Below are 14,039 nucleotides of genomic sequence, written 5' to 3'. Positions count from 1 at the left end.
TCAACGCTGCCACGGGTTCGCGTACCCGCGCGGCACCAGGCCGTCGAACATCGACCGCATGTCGTCCGAGAGCTTCATCAGTTCGACGTACGATCCGAGGGCATTCCCCTCGATGTAGACGAATTCCATTCCCACGCCGGAGAATTCGCCTGATTGAACGATGTCGACTCCGGCGGTGCGCAATTGTTCGACGGTGCGGTCGAAGTTTTCCGGAATCCAGGCGACGTGATGCAGGCCTGGTCCACGGGAGCTCAGGAACTCGGTGTACAGATTGTCACCGGCCACCGGTTCGATGAGTTCGAGTTGTTGGCCACCGGCATAACCGAGCGACACGTGGATGGTGTAGTCGGCGGGCCGTCCGCGATAGGTGCAGCGTTCGGGCGTGAACGCGACGTCCGGGATGCGGAGCCAGGAGTCGACGCCATAGCGCGCCGTGAACTCTTTCTCGGCGGCCGCGATGTCGGCCACGACCCAGGCGAGTTGGAAGATCGGCCCATAAGCATACGGCGGCGTCACAGGCCGTCCAGAGCAAAGGCGAACCACAGCACGCCGATGAGAACGCAGAACAGGGTCAGCAACCCGCCGACGATGATTCCGGTCCACGCCTGCGCATCGCCGGATTCGTTCGGTCGGTCTCTGATCTGTCCGAGCCCGATGATGCCGAGGACCACACCGACTGGCGCGAGTGCCACCCCGAAGCACATGAAGACACCCGGGATGGCGACCAGTGAGCAGACCATGGCCGCAGTCGACATGGCGTTCGTCTTCGGCGGAGCCGTCAGATGTGGAGCCATCAGGTAGGGATTGGGGGAGTAGGGCCCCGGAAAGGGACTCGACGGGTACGCGACAGGGTAGGGCGGATACAGCTGATCGAGGGCGGCGAGGGGGTCGGCCTGGTACGGCGTGTAAGGGTCGTACGGCTGCCAATACTCGGCATCGGCCGCGGGCGGTGAAGGGTACTTGTTCAGATCCGGCCCGGTGCTCCGATCCCCACCAGTGCTCCGATCCGCCCCGTCAGCATCGGTCATCGGTGCCTCTCGTCGACTGTGTCGGCCAGTTTAAAGGAGGCTCGGCGGGCGCCGGTGGAGCTGTCCGACGTTCGAAGGACGGGGAGACCGAGAGGGCTGCAGGTGGCCGGGGAGCAGATACAGCGATGCCCGGCCACGTGAACGCGGCCGGGCATCGTCAGAGTGTGCCGTCGGATCAGCCGCCGTGGCTGCCACCCATCGAGGCGAGATCGGTGATCGAGGTGGACGAGAGCTTCCACTGCCCGCCGGCGTTGACGAAGGTGACCGGCATGGCGACGGGCGCAGGTGTGTGAGGGCTCGCGACCTCCACGTTCGCGGTCGCCGTATCGGCCCCGTCGGCGGTCACGGTGGTGACGGTGAACTTGTCGGGGGTATAGCCGGCCGCGGTGAAGCCGCGCGCGAGTCCGGACAGCTGCATCCCGATCCCGGGGTCGGTCGAGTCGACCAGCTTCGCCGACTCGGCGGGGTCGGTGTCGGGCGAGAGGACGGTGCGCAAGGTGGTTTGGGCTTCGGTGACCTCCAGTGCACTCGCGGTTTCACTGCCCGCGCTCGAACCACTCGACGTCGAGGCCTCGGCCGATGTCTCGGCGGCAGCCGAACTCGTCGTCGTGGACGAGTCTGAGCTGCTGTCGTCGCTGCACGCGGCGGCACCGAACGCGGCCAGACCGATGAGGGCAGCCGTGGCCATACTCTTGCGAATGTTCATTTCTCACTCCTCGACACCTGGTTGGTAAGCCAACACTAACCTAGGTCCCGCGGGGCCCCGGGGTCATGCTGCAGTGACGGTGTTCGCTGTCGGTGGCGCCTCATCCGCGGGCCGGGAGCAGGCCCAGCACCGGCGAAAACACCGCAGACTCACCCTGCACAATCCGGCCTCGCATAAGGCGTGGGCAATAGTTGACTTCCGGTCGGCGACAATCCGCTGTCGATCGCCGGCTACCTCTAGGTCTTGAGCATTGCGAAATATATTGGTGGCGAGCAGGTTCCGCGAGCGCACGATAAGTTGGTACGAACTGTGAGGTCGAGGAGTCTGTGCAATGACGGGCGTGGGTTCGGCGGTTCGCCGGGTTGGGATGGTCGACGATCACCTGTCTCCGGTCTGGGGTATCGAACGAGTCGTCGATGGTCTCGACGACCTCGAGTTCGCGGGGGCCGCGACCAGCGTGGCTGAATTGCTCGAGAAGTATCTCCCGCTCGACGTGGTGGTCCTCGACCTGCGGCTGACGGACGGCACCACGCCCCGAGAGAACGTCGAACGGCTGGCTGCGCGAGGTATCCACACCATCGTTTACACCTCGGGTGAGTATCCAGACCTTCTGCGATCAGCCGCTCGCGCGGGCACCCTTGGGGTCATTCTCAAATCCGCTCCGGAAGGGGTTGTGGTCGAAGCCATCAGGCGAGCCGCTGCCGGACACGAGGTGCTCACCACCGAATGGGCCGCGGCCATCGACGCCGACCCGAGACTCGACGCCGTGGAACTGTCGCCGCAACTCCAGAAGGTACTGGCGCTCTACGCGTCCGGCGAGACCTCGGCCAGTGTGGGCGAGTCTCTGGGCCTGCAGACCGACACGGTGAACGAGTACCTCAAACGCATTCGGCAGCGCTATGCCGAGGCAGGGCGTCCTGCGCACACCAAACTCGACCTGTTCAAACGCGCTGTGGAGGATGGATGGCTGCCGACCCCGCTGCACCGCATTCGTCAGCAGTGACCGACGACTCCGGCGACGGCGATCGCGTTCTGCGCGTGATGGCGCGATTCATCGGTGTCGGATTCCTGGCTTACCTGCTCGTGGCCCTGCCGGAGATCGGTCCCGATGCAGCGATCGTCGCCCCGTGGTGGACACCTGTGGCCCTGATCCTTGCATTCGGGCCTGGAATCGCGTTGCTGCTGAGTACGTTCTGGGCGGACCTGCGTTGGCTACCTCGGTGGGGTGCGGCGTGCGCCTGCGGGTATCCGATCGCAGTGCTGCTGTGGCTGCCCGCTTGGAACGACCAGCTCATCGACTCCTCACGCAGTACATGGCTGGTGAACTTCTCCGGTCTCACCAGCCTGGCGGCGGCCTTGGCGTGGCGTCCGGCGTGGACGTTCGTGCATCTGGTGTTCGTCAGCGCCGCAGTCGCCTTCGTCAACGAACTCGGTCGCGGTGGCCGCGATGCCATCGGGGCGCAGCTCGTCTACGAGACCATGTGGGCGGTTACCTTCAGCATGGTGTTCCTGGTCGCGGCAATCATGGCACTACGCACAGGAAAGTTGCTCGACGCGACCCGCGCAAATGCCCAGCAGGTCACTGCCGCGGCTGCCGCGAGCAAGGCCCAGGGCGCCGAGCGCGCCCGCTTCGATTCACTGACCCACGATCATGTGCTCGCGACCCTACTGGCCGCCGAGGGGGCAAACGGCAGCGAGAAGCTCGCCAAGCAGGCCTCGGCGGCGCTCTCTGAACTGGATCGATTGTCATTGCCCGATGATCAGCAAGAGAACTGGTGGCGGTCGGCCGACGTGGCGGCGAGCCTGCGCGCAGCGGTCTCGACGGCATCGGATCTGTTCGAGACGGAGGTACGCATCCACCCCGAAGCGGCCTACATCCAGTACCCGGCGGCGGCGGTCCGGGCGCTCGGAGAGGCGATCGGCGAAGCCTCTCGAAACAGCTCGATCCACGCCGGGCCCGACGCTGATCGTGTCGCGGTGATCGAGATCCACGAGGCCGAGGTGCGGGCGGTGGTGGCCGACAACGGCGTCGGGTTCGACCCGGTCAGGGTGCCGCCGGGACGGCTGGGCATTGAGGTGAGCATCATCCAGCGCATGGTGCAGATCGACGGCGGGTCAGCCCTGATCGATGCCCGGCCCGGCGGCGGCACGTCGGTTCAGGTGGGCTGGGCGGCGCGATCGTGAGGTTTGCTCAGGAACGTCGCGAGGACGCGTCGACGATCATCGGGATGCAGTCGCGCGGCGCCGTGGTGGTCGGCGCTCTCCTGCTGCTCGGATACCTGGTGACCACGCTGGGCACCCTCGAGCAGGTGCGATCGGTCTGGCCGCTGGTCGCGGGATTCCTGGTACTGGCGGTAGGTATAACAACCCTGCTGTTCGCCTCGGGCGATCCACTCCCACTGCGGCCTGCGCTGATGATCTCAGCGGCACCCACGATGATCTTCGCCCTCGTACTGCCGGCCCTGGCCGTGCCCCCCGGAAACAGCTTGCAGCTGGGGCCGCCGCTTGGCGGGAGCGTGGTGCTCTGCTCTTTCATGTGTGTGCGGGGCAGGGTGGCATTGGCGTGGCTCGCGTTGGCGGGGTCGTTCTTGGCACTGGCCGTGTGGGGGGTCAATACAGGTCAGGGGCCACTGTCGGCCGTGGGCCAGGGCCTCGGGAACGTAGCGGTGATGTTGATGGCAACGTTCTTCGCCTATCTCCTGCGGCCCGCGGCGGCAGCCATCTACGAGCTCAGGGCCCAATCCGTGCGGCAGGTGGCGGCACAGGCCGCGGCAACGGCGTCGCGCGTCGAACGCGATCTCCAGTTGAAAAGGCTGAACACCATGGCCAGGCCCCTGCTTGAGCCGATGACGAACCGAACCGCGATGACAGACGGACAACTCGCGGAGGCGGCGCTCGTCGAGGCGAGGTTGCGCGACGGCATCCGGGCCCGCTCGCTCGCCGGTCCTGTGGTGGCCGCCGCGGCGTGGGCGGCGCGCGAACGGGGTGTGCGGGTTGTGCTGCTCGACGACGGAGGACTGGAAGGCGCGGGTGATTCGACTCGGACGCGTCTGACGGAGGCGGTCGCGCGACACCTCGACGACGCAGTGGGCGGAGAGGTCACCGTTCGCGTCCAACCGCCGGGGCGGCCGTTCCTCGTCACGGTCATCGTCGACACCGGGGCGAAGGTGTTCCGACATTCGTATGGGGCGGACGCGGTGGCCGCGCGATAGGCCTTTTTATCCCCCAGGACTGGGACTTACTGCAGAGGACGCGGCTTCCTAATCTTGGGTGGTCAGCAGCGGCGAAGCCGAACTCGACCAGGTCTCGGGTGTTTCTTGCGCCGATGACATCGACAGATGACACCGGAAAGAGTTTCAGATGAGTGTGGACAGCTACTTCTCGGCGCCGTTGGTTCCGGAAGACCAGATCCCGCCGTTGTCGGCTCGGGAGATCGAGGTCCTTCTCGCATGGTTCGCGGCCGATTCGAAAGGGGAAGCGGCCGCCGCACTGTTCATCACCTCGGCGACTGTCAGCACGCACATCACCAGGATCCGCGGAAAGTACGATCTCGTGGGCCGTCCGGCCCGGACGAAGGCGCAGTTACTGGCCCGTGCGATCCAGGACGGGATCACGGCGCTCGACGACTGGTGAAGCGGGTTCGCTGCGACGTGATTTGGTTTCCACCAGCGAGTTCCCTACACTAGACCGGTTGCCTGGACACTCTCATGTCTCGGGTGGCAAGACCGCGCGCGTCGGGTCGGAAATCCGGCGGGCATATTTGCAAACCAGGTCAAGGAGAAAAAGTGATCCAGCAGGAGTCACGCCTGCGGGTTGCCGACAACACCGGTGCCAAGGAAATCTTGTGCATCCGCGTGCTCGGAGGCTCGTCACGGCGCTACGCCGGCATCGGGGACGTCATCGTCGCCACTGTCAAAGACGCCATCCCCGGCGGAAACATCAAGCGGGGAGAGGTCGTCAAGGCGGTCATCGTGCGCACCACCAAGGAGCGCCGTCGTCCGGATGGTTCGTACATCAAGTTCGACGAGAATGCCGCCGTCATCATCAAGAACGAGAGCGATCCTCGCGGAACCCGCATCTTCGGCCCGGTCGGCCGCGAGCTGCGCGAGAAGAAGTTCATGAAGATCGTCTCGCTGGCTCCGGAGGTGCTCTGACATGAAGGTTCACAAGGGTGACACCGTGATCGTCGTCGCAGGCAAGGACAAGGGCGCCAAGGGCAAGGTCATCGAGTCCTACCCCTCGCGTAACCGCATCCTCGTCGAAGGCGTCAACCGCATCAAGAAGCACACCTCCGCCTCGCAGAATGAACGCGGCGCATCCTCGGGCGGCATCGTCACCCAGGAAGCCGCCATCCACGTTTCGAACGTGATGGTTGTTGATTCCGACGGCAATCCGACGCGCATCGGCTACCGCACCGACGACAACGGCAAGCGCGTCCGCATTTCCCGCAAGAACGGGAAGGACATCTGACATGAGCACCACTGAGAAGATCCAGCCTCGGCTGAAGCTCCGCTACCGCGCGGAGATCAAGGACGCGCTCAACGAGCAGTTCCAGTACGACAACGTCATGCAGATCCCCGGCGTGGTCAAGGTCGTCGTCAACATGGGCGTCGGCGACGCTGCCCGTGACTCCAAGCTGATCAACGGCGCGGTCAAAGACCTCGAGCTGATCACCGGCCAGAAGCCAGAGGTCCGCAAGGCCCGCAAGTCGATCGCGCAGTTCAAGCTGCGTGAGGGCATGCCCATCGGTGCGCGCGTCACTCTTCGTGGCGATCGCATGTGGGAGTTCCTCGACCGGCTCGTCTCCATCGCGCTGCCCCGTATCAGGGACTTCCGCGGTCTGAGCGATCGCCAGTTCGACGGCAACGGCAACTACACCTTCGGTCTCAACGAGCAGTCGATGTTCCACGAGATCAACATCGACAACATCGATCGGCCCCGCGGCATGGACATCACCGTCGTCACCACCGCGACCAACGATGACGAAGGTCGGGCACTGCTGCGTCAGCTCGGCTTCCCGTTCAAAGACCCCAACGTGAAGGACAACTGACATGGCAAAGAAGGCTCTGGTCAACAAGGCCAACAAGAAGCCCAAGTTCGCCGTGCGTGGCTACACCCGGTGCAACCGTTGCGGACGCCCGCACTCGGTCTTCCGCAAGTTCGGCCTGTGCCGTATCTGCTTGCGCGAGATGGCACACGCGGGCGAGCTGCCCGGTGTGCAGAAGAGCAGCTGGTGACTGAGTAGCCTCACGGCTCTCAAACGCTCCACTTTTACAAAGACGCTCCACCTATAGGTGGAGCGTCTTTGTGTATCCGGAGCGTTTGCCGGGTTGCTACCTCCGGCGTCGGCGCGCGGCCTGTCGTCGTTGCGCTCTGTTCAGCCCCGCCGCGGGTGAGATGACTCGCGGACCCCCGGTCCTGCTGCCGCCCAACGGGGGCACGCCCTTCACGAGCTGATGATCCGGGCGGAGCGAGTATTCGTCCATCCAACAGGTCACTCTTGTCGACGATCTCGATCAATCGGACCGGGACCTCAATGGACCGCAGGGTCATCGCGACGCCGTTGTCGACGATGTCGGTCCACTCGTATCCGTGGAGCAGGTCGCCGAGTTCATTGAGAACGCCGAAACTCGTTGCGGCGTCTAACCCGTACACCGCCAGTTCGGGAAGGGCGTGCAACCCCAGGCCGGTCGTGTAGCCGAAGGAGCAGTCGGGTGGAGAGCAGCCGGCGGAGTCGCACTCGCACTTGTCGCTGACGGCTGTGACCGCCCATCCGTGAGCTCGGATCTTGCCGATGGTCGCGTTTCATCAACAACAAACCCAGTCGTTCCAGGCAAAACCAGGTGGTGGTACAGGGGGTTTTTTCTGGCGCCCCTGGGGGTGTTGGGTGGGTCCCTACCGCCCGAGCAAACCGCCGAGGCCGCCTTGCACACCGGATTGGCTGCCGCCGCCGGTGCCGCCGATGAGTCCGCCCGGCGGGAGTTCGGAGGGCTGGACGACGACGAAACCCTGTCCGCTGAACGCGAGGGTGAAACGCTCACCGGTGCTGCGACCCATCAGCGTCCCGAGATTGAAGGAGTCGTTGCGTTTGACGCTGGTCTGCAAACTCGACGACCACGCGACGGCGGCGTTCGGGTCGGCAAAGGTCTGCTGATCGACGGTCAGGACCACCGGGTTGCCGTCGGTGGTGATCGCGATGCGGCCGCGACCGGTGAAGACGCAGTTGAACAGTCCGGCGTTGCCCTGCGCGCCGGCACCTTGGACGCGTTTGACGTCGTAGGTCAGCGTGGAGTCGAACGCGAGCACGTTGGCCCCGTTGATGGTCAAACCGTCGGAGCCGTCCAAGTCGATGAGGTGGACGTCGCTGGCCGCGTCGGCGAGGAACAGGTCGCCCCGTCCGGTCACCTTCATCAGCGGCACACCCTCGCCGGTCAGGGTGTTCCGGATGGCGCGGCTGATGCCGCCCGAGCCGAGCGCCTCGAACTTCAGATCGCCCTGATAGGCGACCATCGACCCGGACCGTGCCATCACCTCGCCGTTCATCCCGACGCGGCACATCTTGCTGCCCTGCTTCTGGATGCCACTGCCGGACACCTCGGCGTGGGCGGGATTGAAAAGGTCACTGTTCATGGCGTGAACTCCCTGTTGCTGAGGCTGAGGCTGAGGCTGAGGTGCTGGGGTCGGCATATGGCCGTATTGCTGGGGTGGTGCTGGGTTCTGGCTTGCCGGCGGCCACGGCATCGGGTCGGGTGTGGGCGGCGTGGTCCCCGGATCGTCGTCGACCTGGATCCCGAAGGCCCTGGCCAGACCCGCGAGTCCGTCGTCGTATCCCTGGCCGACGGCGCGGACCTTCCAGGTGTCGCCGCGCCGGTAGACCTCCATACATACGACACCGGCCTCGGAGGTCAGTTGCGCCGGGGTGAACGAGACCGTGGGAGCGCCGGAGCCGTCGCGGAGCTCGGCCCGAAGCGTGCCCGCCGTCGCGAAGGTGGTGGGCCCGGTGCCGTCGAGGCTGGCGGTGATCGCGACCGTCTCGATGTCGCGGGGCAGGCGCGTGGTGTCGATGGTGATCACGTCTGTTCGACCGGCACTGCTGTAACTGACACCAGGACCGGAGGCCTGGTTGTAGAAGATCAGGTCGTCGTCCGAGCGGACCCGTCCGGATGTGGTCAGCAGCACCGCCGACGTGTTGACCGGCGACGCACAGGTGACCGTCACGCTGACCTGCGGTGACGGTAGGGGAGCGTTCTCTCCCGGAGCGAGTTCTCTCATGGCCTGCTCCATTGTTCCAGGCGGTGGGTCAGTCTCGATTCAGTAGCGGGACCAGTGCCTCGGTTTTCGCCTGGTTCCATCCCGGCGGGTCGAGAATCGCGGCCCACGCGTAAGGGATGGCGGACAGGTAATCGTGACCATGGCCGTCGGGGACATCGGTCGACACGGCCAAGTCCGCCGAGACCTGCAAAAACGACACGAACGGGATCCACCGGGTCGACGACAGGACGTCGTCGCCGCGGGCTTCCTTCAACCAGTCCGGCTCGTTCAGGATCAACCGGGGACTCCACCAGGCGATCGGGTCGCTGGCGTGCTGCAGGTAGACGATCCGTGACTGCTTCCACGGCGCATCCGGTCGGTCGAGGTCTGTTTCATCGGCGATGAACCGGACCTGGCTGCCGTCGTCGTAGATGGGGAGGATCTGGGGCGATCCGGCATCACGATCCGTCGTCGTGTCGTTCCACAGCGTGTTGTTGAACGTCGGACCGCTGAAGAGTGCACCGTCGGTGCGCGCGGCCAGCGCCGGGATGCTGCCGAAGGCGGACTCGCCGGCAAACGACCCGAGACTCTCTCCAAAGACCACCAGCTTCGGGCGCTGTGCCTCCGGGATGGCCTGGACCCGTTCGGAGACTGCCTCGAAGAGTGCTCGGCCGGCTTGCCGGGCACGCTCTTTGTCGACGAGGAACGACAGCCAGCTCGGGAGGTACGAATACTGCATGCTGACGATGGCGGTGTCGCCGCTGTACATGTATTCGAGTGAATCCACGGTCCCCTTGTTAAGCCAGCCGCTACCGGTGCTGGATCCGACCGCGACCACCTGGCGCTCCAGGCCGCCGGTCCGGACCAGTTCTTCGGCCGCGAGTTCGGCGATCTCGCGGACCGACTCGGCGGACTCGAGGCCGGCGTACACGCGGATCGGCTCGGTGGCGGGAACACCGTTGAACCGGGTCAAAGCCTCGACGTCCGGGCCCTTCGAGATGAACACCCGACCTTCGCGGCCGAGCGAATCCCAGGACACGAGCGACCCGGGGCCGCCGGAACGGAGTGAGGATGTCGGTGGCGACGAGTCGGCCTTTGTTTCGTCGTTTGCGGCGGCGAAGCTGGCATTGAGGGCCTGCATCGAGTAGTTCACGATCACCCCGTTGAGGATGAACACCGTCAGAACGACGACGACACCAGCACCGATGACCGCGGAGATCCGTGGCGGCGCGACCTTGTTGAGCTGTCGTACGCACCATCGCACCGCGAACCCGAAGCCCTGACCCAGAGACATTAGAAGGAAGAACACGATGAGCCCGACCACCGCGATCGTCGGGTACGCACTCCAGCTCAGGTGATCGACCCCCATCAGGTCGCGGATCTCGCTCTGCCACGAAGCGAACCAGACGAGCATCAGCGACGTGCCGACCACCGCGGACGCCGCGAGCGCGAGCCAGGCCACCCGGCCTGCGCTGCGCCAGGGTTCGTCCCGCGAGATCATGAACCGCACGAGCCAGGTGAAGAACACGCCGAGGCAATAGCCCAGCGCAGCGGAGCCGCCACTGACGACACCCTGGAACAATGGGCCCCGCGGAAGCAGTGACGGTGTCAGCGACAACCAGAGGAACACGACGGCGGCCACCATGCCGGCGTATGCGTACCGCTGCAGGTGTCGACGCCACCACGACGGCTCAGGATTGTCCGCCGATGTCTCGTCGGATACCTGCGGGTCTACGGGCTCCCCAGGTGCACGGGCACCGGAGTTGTCCGTTGTGGAGATGTCGTTGTCCGCTGCCACCGGGTGCACTCCCTGCTGTTTAGGATTCGCAACCGTATCAGCGGAGCCCGCCCTCGGTTTCCCCTTCAAAGCAGGTCGGCGATCTCGAGCAATTTGGCCTGAGCAGCGGTGTTCCCTACACTAGAACGGTTGCCCAGGGTGGGATGTGTTCGCGCACGTCCAAAACGCCCCTGGTGACCACCATTTTTCTTGGCCATCGAGCTTTGAAAACTCGCGAGTGCATCCGTGGACTCGGGGGAGCAACACCCCTGACCGGCAACGGTCGGTCAGGACGCAAAACTCACTTCGTAGTAGGCCCACGATGTGACGTGCGAGGCCCACGGCGCGCAAGCGCTCACGGGAACCGGTACGCGCATGCTGCATGGGAACCGCCGCGAGAAAGGTTGACGGTCTGTTATGACCATGACTGATCCGATCGCAGACTTCTTGACTCGTCTGCGCAACGCCAACTCGGCGTACCACGATGAGGTGACCCTGCCCGCCTCGAAGATCAAGGCCAACATCGCCGAGATCCTCAAGCGCGAGGGTTACATCACCGATTACCGCACGGAGGACGCAGAGGTCGGTAAGAGCCTCGTCGTCTCTCTGAAGTACGGCCCCACCCGCGAACGGAGCATCGCCGGCCTGCGTCGCGTCTCCAAGCCGGGCCTGCGGGTCTACGCAAAGTCCACCAATCTGCCCAAGGTGCTCGGTGGCCTGGGCGTGGCGATCATCTCCACGTCCTCGGGTCTGCTGACCGACCGCCAAGCCGCCAGCGCGGGCGTGGGCGGCGAAGTCCTCGCGTACGTCTGGTAAGGGGCAAAAACAATGTCGCGTATTGGAAAGAACCCGGTCGCCATCCCGGCCGGAGTAGACGTGAAGATCGATGGCCAGACCGTCAACGTCAAGGGCCCCAAGGGGACTCTGTCGGTTGACATCTCGGAACCGATCAATGTCGCTGTTGAGGACAACACCATTGTGGTGACCCGTCCCAACGACGAGCGCAAGAACCGTGCGCTGCACGGTTTGAGCCGCACCCTGGTTGCCAACCTGGTCACCGGCGTCACCGAGGGATATGTCCGCAAGCTGGAGATCTTCGGTGTCGGTTACCGTGTCGCGCTCAAGGGCAGCGACCTCGAGTTCGCGCTCGGGTACAGCCACCCGGTGCCGATCAAGGCGCCTGCGGGCATCACCTTCGCGGTGGAATCGCCCACCAAGTTCTCGGTTTCGGGAATCGACAAGCAACAAGTCGGACAGATCTCGGCGAACATCCGCCGCCTGCGCCGTCCGGACCCGTACAAGGGCAAGGGCGTTCGCTTCGAGGGTGAGCAGATCCGTCGCAAGGTCGGAAAGACGGGTAAGTGACATGAGTGAAGCAACAGTAAAGCCAAAGCGTCTGCCCCTGGGCAAGGACGTCTCCACCCGTCGCCGGGTGTCCAACAACCGCCGCCACTTCCGGCTGCGCAAGAAGGTCAGCGGCACTCCTGAGCGTCCCCGGCTGGCCATCAAGCGGTCGTCACGGCACATCCACGTGCAGTTGATCGACGACCTCGCAGGCAATACCCTCGCCGCCGCCTCGACCATCGAGGCAGACGTGCGCAGTGCCGGCGGTGACAAGTCGGCACAGAGCAAGAAGGTCGGCGAACTGATCGCCGCCCGCGCCAAGGCTGCCGGCGTGCAGACCGTGGTGTTCGACCACGGTGGCCACGGCTATCACGGTCGTATCGCCGCTCTGGCGGACGCCGCCCGCGAGGGAGGGCTCGAGTTCTGATGATTGATACGAATACTTGCAACGGAAGGACCATCTGATGCCGGGACGTCAGCGGCGTGACGGCGGTACCGGAAGCGGACCCGCCGGAAGCAACAGCAATGACCCGAACGCCAACAACGCAGGCGGCGACCGCCGCGGTGGCGGCGGCAACCGCGATCGGCGCGACAACCAGCGCGGCGGCGGCCGGGAAGACAAAAACCAGCTCGAGCGCGTGGTTGCCATCAACCGCGTCTCGAAGGTGGTCAAGGGTGGACGTCGGTTCTCCTTCACCGCCCTCGTCGTCGTCGGTGACGGCAACGGACTGGTCGGCGTCGGCTACGGCAAGGCCAAAGAGGTCCCTGCCGCGATCCAGAAGGGTGTCGAGGAAGCTCGCAAGAGCTTTTTCCGCGTCCCGATGATCGGCGCGACCATCACGCACCCCGTGCAGGGCGAAGCCGCTGCCGGTGTCGTGATGCTGCGTCCGGCCAGCCCCGGTACCGGTGTGATCGCCGGTGGCGCGGTGCGTGCCGTGCTCGAGTGCGCGGGTGTCCACGACATCCTCGGCAAGAGCCTCGGCAGCGACAACTCGATCAACGTCGTGCACGCGACCGTGGCTGCGCTCAAGCTGCTGCAGCGTCCCGAAGAGGTGGCCGCACGTCGCGGACTGCCGATCGAGGACGTCGCTCCGGCCGGTATGTTGCGTGCCCGTGCAGGACAGGGAGCATAACGACATGGCAGAGCTGAAGATCACCCAGGTGAAGAGCACCATCGGGCAGAAGAGCAATCAGCGTGACAGCCTGCGGACCCTCGGTCTCCGAAAGATCCGCCAGACCGTCACCCGCGAGGACAACGCCCAGAACCGTGGATTGATCAAAGCGGTTCGGCACCTCGTGACAGTCGAAGAGGTTTAACCGCAATGACAATCAAATTGCATCACCTTCGCCCCGCTCCGGGGTCGAAGACAGAGAAGACCCGTGTGGGTCGTGGTGAGGGATCCAAGGGTAAGACCGCGGGTCGCGGCACCAAGGGCACCAAGGCGCGCAAGAATGTGCCTGCTCGTTTCGAGGGTGGGCAGATGCCCATCCACATGCGGCTGCCGAAGCTCAAGGGCTTCACCAACCGCAACCGGGTCGAGTACCAGGTCGTGAATCTCGCCGACATCAACCGGCTGTTCCCCGACGGGGGCACGATCGGTGTCGAGGACCTCATCGCCAAGGGCGCCGTTCGCAAGAACGAACTGGTCAAGGTGCTCGGCGACGGAGAGCTGACGGTGGCCGTGCAGGTCACCGCCAACAAGTTCTCCGCCTCTGCCACCGAGAAGATCGCCGCCGCGGGCGGATCCACGACCGTCCTGTAGGTCGGCCGTAGTCCATCGATCACCCAGGACTCGCTACAGTGGCGGACGGCGCGGCATCATCGCTGCGTCGTCCGTCACTCCGGCGGTCACCCAACGTGGTTCCAACAAGGTGACTGTTAGAGTTCAAGAGTTGTTTGTAGCCCGGTGCAACGCTGCTGCCGGAGCGACAT

Annotated in this window: 20 protein-coding genes; 14 read left to right on the top strand and 6 right to left on the bottom strand. The window is 64.9% G+C overall.

What is annotated here, in order from left to right; translation table 11 throughout:
* From J3S28_RS10495 to J3S28_RS10485, 3 genes are all read right to left on the bottom strand, one after another.
* Positions 1-516, bottom strand: a complete 516-nt coding sequence (locus J3S28_RS10495) for a VOC family protein (RefSeq protein WP_207840264.1) — start codon at positions 514-516, stop codon at positions 1-3.
* Positions 513-1,028: a DUF4190 domain-containing protein gene (locus tag J3S28_RS10490; RefSeq protein ID WP_207840262.1), complete on the bottom strand. Its 516-nt coding sequence runs from the start codon at positions 1,026-1,028 to the stop codon at positions 513-515. The genes J3S28_RS10495 and J3S28_RS10490 overlap by 4 nt, the downstream gene beginning before the upstream one ends.
* Before the next feature lie 175 nt (positions 1,029-1,203).
* Complete coding sequence (locus J3S28_RS10485) at positions 1,204-1,734, bottom strand: MTB12 C-terminal domain-containing protein (protein ID WP_207840261.1); 531 nt, start codon at positions 1,732-1,734, stop codon at positions 1,204-1,206.
* A 331-nt stretch (positions 1,735-2,065) separates the two neighbouring features.
* Between J3S28_RS10485 and J3S28_RS10480 the strand changes: the two genes are divergently transcribed.
* The 8 genes from J3S28_RS10480 to J3S28_RS10445 all read left to right on the top strand — a co-directional run bounded on the left by J3S28_RS10480 (position 2,066) and on the right by J3S28_RS10445 (position 6,971).
* The gene (locus tag J3S28_RS10480; protein ID WP_207840259.1) at positions 2,066-2,737 is read left to right on the top strand and encodes a helix-turn-helix domain-containing protein; all 672 of its coding nucleotides are present in this window, start codon (positions 2,066-2,068) and stop codon (positions 2,735-2,737) included.
* Complete coding sequence (locus tag J3S28_RS10475) at positions 2,698-3,918, top strand: sensor histidine kinase (protein WP_207840256.1); 1,221 nt, start codon at positions 2,698-2,700, stop codon at positions 3,916-3,918. Before J3S28_RS10480 ends, J3S28_RS10475 begins: the two co-directional genes overlap by 40 nt.
* The gene (locus J3S28_RS10470; protein ID WP_207840255.1) at positions 3,915-4,946 is read left to right on the top strand and encodes a DUF8320 family protein; all 1,032 of its coding nucleotides are present in this window, start codon (positions 3,915-3,917) and stop codon (positions 4,944-4,946) included. Before J3S28_RS10475 ends, J3S28_RS10470 begins: the two co-directional genes overlap by 4 nt.
* Positions 4,947-5,094: 148 nt before the next feature.
* Entirely contained in the window at positions 5,095-5,367 is a 273-nt protein-coding gene (locus J3S28_RS10465; RefSeq protein ID WP_207840253.1) for a helix-turn-helix domain-containing protein, read from the top strand.
* A 152-nt stretch (positions 5,368-5,519) separates the two neighbouring features.
* Positions 5,520-5,888 carry a 50S ribosomal protein L14 gene (gene rplN / locus J3S28_RS10460; RefSeq protein WP_110471413.1) on the top strand — a complete coding sequence of 123 codons (369 nt, stop codon included), beginning with the start codon at positions 5,520-5,522 and terminating at the stop codon, positions 5,886-5,888.
* Between the two features lies 1 nt (position 5,889).
* A complete protein-coding gene (gene rplX, locus J3S28_RS10455) occupies positions 5,890-6,204 on the top strand; it encodes a 50S ribosomal protein L24 (RefSeq protein ID WP_207840251.1) in 315 nt (104 codons plus the stop codon).
* Between the two features lies 1 nt (position 6,205).
* Positions 6,206-6,784: a 50S ribosomal protein L5 gene (gene rplE, locus J3S28_RS10450; RefSeq protein ID WP_084835417.1), complete on the top strand. Its 579-nt coding sequence runs from the start codon at positions 6,206-6,208 to the stop codon at positions 6,782-6,784.
* A gap of 1 nt (position 6,785) precedes the next feature.
* Positions 6,786-6,971: a type Z 30S ribosomal protein S14 gene (locus tag J3S28_RS10445; protein WP_023955966.1), complete on the top strand. Its 186-nt coding sequence runs from the start codon at positions 6,786-6,788 to the stop codon at positions 6,969-6,971.
* Positions 6,972-7,005: 34 nt separating this feature from the next.
* Here J3S28_RS10445 and J3S28_RS10440 read toward each other — a convergent pair whose 3' ends face one another.
* The 3 genes from J3S28_RS10440 to J3S28_RS10430 all read right to left on the bottom strand — a co-directional run bounded on the left by J3S28_RS10440 (position 7,006) and on the right by J3S28_RS10430 (position 10,792).
* A complete protein-coding gene (locus J3S28_RS10440) occupies positions 7,006-7,521 on the bottom strand; it encodes a DUF4262 domain-containing protein (RefSeq protein WP_307797057.1) in 516 nt (171 codons plus the stop codon).
* Between the two features lie 108 nt (positions 7,522-7,629).
* A complete protein-coding gene (locus J3S28_RS10435) occupies positions 7,630-9,006 on the bottom strand; it encodes an AIM24 family protein (RefSeq protein WP_207840249.1) in 1,377 nt (458 codons plus the stop codon).
* A 28-nt stretch (positions 9,007-9,034) separates the two neighbouring features.
* Entirely contained in the window at positions 9,035-10,792 is a 1,758-nt protein-coding gene (locus J3S28_RS10430) for an alpha/beta hydrolase (RefSeq protein ID WP_372435984.1), read from the bottom strand.
* Positions 10,793-11,179: 387 nt separating this feature from the next.
* On the opposite strand from J3S28_RS10430, the gene rpsH reads away from it, so the two are divergent.
* The 6 genes from rpsH to rplO are packed head-to-tail and all read left to right on the top strand — an operon-like array spanning position 11,180 to position 13,869.
* Positions 11,180-11,578: a 30S ribosomal protein S8 gene (gene rpsH / locus J3S28_RS10425; RefSeq protein ID WP_084835419.1), complete on the top strand. Its 399-nt coding sequence runs from the start codon at positions 11,180-11,182 to the stop codon at positions 11,576-11,578.
* Positions 11,579-11,590: 12 nt separating this feature from the next.
* Positions 11,591-12,127: a 50S ribosomal protein L6 gene (gene rplF, locus J3S28_RS10420; RefSeq protein ID WP_084835420.1), complete on the top strand. Its 537-nt coding sequence runs from the start codon at positions 11,591-11,593 to the stop codon at positions 12,125-12,127.
* 1 nt (position 12,128) lies between these two features.
* A complete protein-coding gene (gene rplR / locus J3S28_RS10415) occupies positions 12,129-12,533 on the top strand; it encodes a 50S ribosomal protein L18 (protein ID WP_084895903.1) in 405 nt (134 codons plus the stop codon).
* A gap of 37 nt (positions 12,534-12,570) precedes the next feature.
* Positions 12,571-13,239 carry a 30S ribosomal protein S5 gene (gene rpsE / locus J3S28_RS10410; protein WP_084835422.1) on the top strand — a complete coding sequence of 223 codons (669 nt, stop codon included), beginning with the start codon at positions 12,571-12,573 and terminating at the stop codon, positions 13,237-13,239.
* A gap of 4 nt (positions 13,240-13,243) precedes the next feature.
* The gene (rpmD, locus tag J3S28_RS10405; RefSeq protein WP_084835423.1) at positions 13,244-13,423 is read left to right on the top strand and encodes a 50S ribosomal protein L30; all 180 of its coding nucleotides are present in this window, start codon (positions 13,244-13,246) and stop codon (positions 13,421-13,423) included.
* Between the two features lie 5 nt (positions 13,424-13,428).
* Positions 13,429-13,869, top strand: a complete 441-nt coding sequence (gene rplO / locus J3S28_RS10400) for a 50S ribosomal protein L15 (protein WP_207840247.1) — start codon at positions 13,429-13,431, stop codon at positions 13,867-13,869.
* Positions 13,870-14,039: the final 170 nt, after the last annotated feature.

It is taken from the genome of Williamsia soli, from assembly GCF_017377795.1.
Classification (GTDB): domain Bacteria; phylum Actinomycetota; class Actinomycetes; order Mycobacteriales; family Mycobacteriaceae; genus Williamsia; species Williamsia soli.
This window is presented reverse-complemented; position numbering and strand designations above follow the sequence as displayed.

Excerpts from the sequence above, each read along its gene's own strand:
- rpsE (WP_084835422.1), top strand. The coding sequence starts at position 12,571 with ATGCCGGGACGTCAGCGGCGTGACGGCGGTACCGGAAGCGGACCCGCC.
- J3S28_RS10490 (WP_207840262.1), bottom strand. The coding sequence starts at position 1,028 with ATGACCGATGCTGACGGGGCGGATCGGAGCACTGGTGGGGATCGGAGC.
- J3S28_RS10435 (WP_207840249.1), bottom strand. The coding sequence starts at position 9,006 with ATGAGAGAACTCGCTCCGGGAGAGAACGCTCCCCTACCGTCACCGCAG.
- J3S28_RS10485 (WP_207840261.1), bottom strand. The coding sequence starts at position 1,734 with ATGAACATTCGCAAGAGTATGGCCACGGCTGCCCTCATCGGTCTGGCC.
- J3S28_RS10475 (WP_207840256.1), top strand. The coding sequence starts at position 2,698 with ATGGCTGCCGACCCCGCTGCACCGCATTCGTCAGCAGTGACCGACGAC.
- rplF (WP_084835420.1), top strand. The coding sequence starts at position 11,591 with ATGTCGCGTATTGGAAAGAACCCGGTCGCCATCCCGGCCGGAGTAGAC.
- rplR (WP_084895903.1), top strand. The coding sequence starts at position 12,129 with ATGAGTGAAGCAACAGTAAAGCCAAAGCGTCTGCCCCTGGGCAAGGAC.
- J3S28_RS10445 (WP_023955966.1), top strand. The coding sequence starts at position 6,786 with ATGGCAAAGAAGGCTCTGGTCAACAAGGCCAACAAGAAGCCCAAGTTC.
- J3S28_RS10465 (WP_207840253.1), top strand. The coding sequence starts at position 5,095 with ATGAGTGTGGACAGCTACTTCTCGGCGCCGTTGGTTCCGGAAGACCAG.
- rpmD (WP_084835423.1), top strand. The coding sequence starts at position 13,244 with ATGGCAGAGCTGAAGATCACCCAGGTGAAGAGCACCATCGGGCAGAAG.
- rplE (WP_084835417.1), top strand. The coding sequence starts at position 6,206 with ATGAGCACCACTGAGAAGATCCAGCCTCGGCTGAAGCTCCGCTACCGC.
- rplO (WP_207840247.1), top strand. The coding sequence starts at position 13,429 with ATGACAATCAAATTGCATCACCTTCGCCCCGCTCCGGGGTCGAAGACA.
- rplX (WP_207840251.1), top strand. The coding sequence starts at position 5,890 with ATGAAGGTTCACAAGGGTGACACCGTGATCGTCGTCGCAGGCAAGGAC.
- rpsH (WP_084835419.1), top strand. The coding sequence starts at position 11,180 with ATGACCATGACTGATCCGATCGCAGACTTCTTGACTCGTCTGCGCAAC.
- J3S28_RS10480 (WP_207840259.1), top strand. The coding sequence starts at position 2,066 with ATGACGGGCGTGGGTTCGGCGGTTCGCCGGGTTGGGATGGTCGACGAT.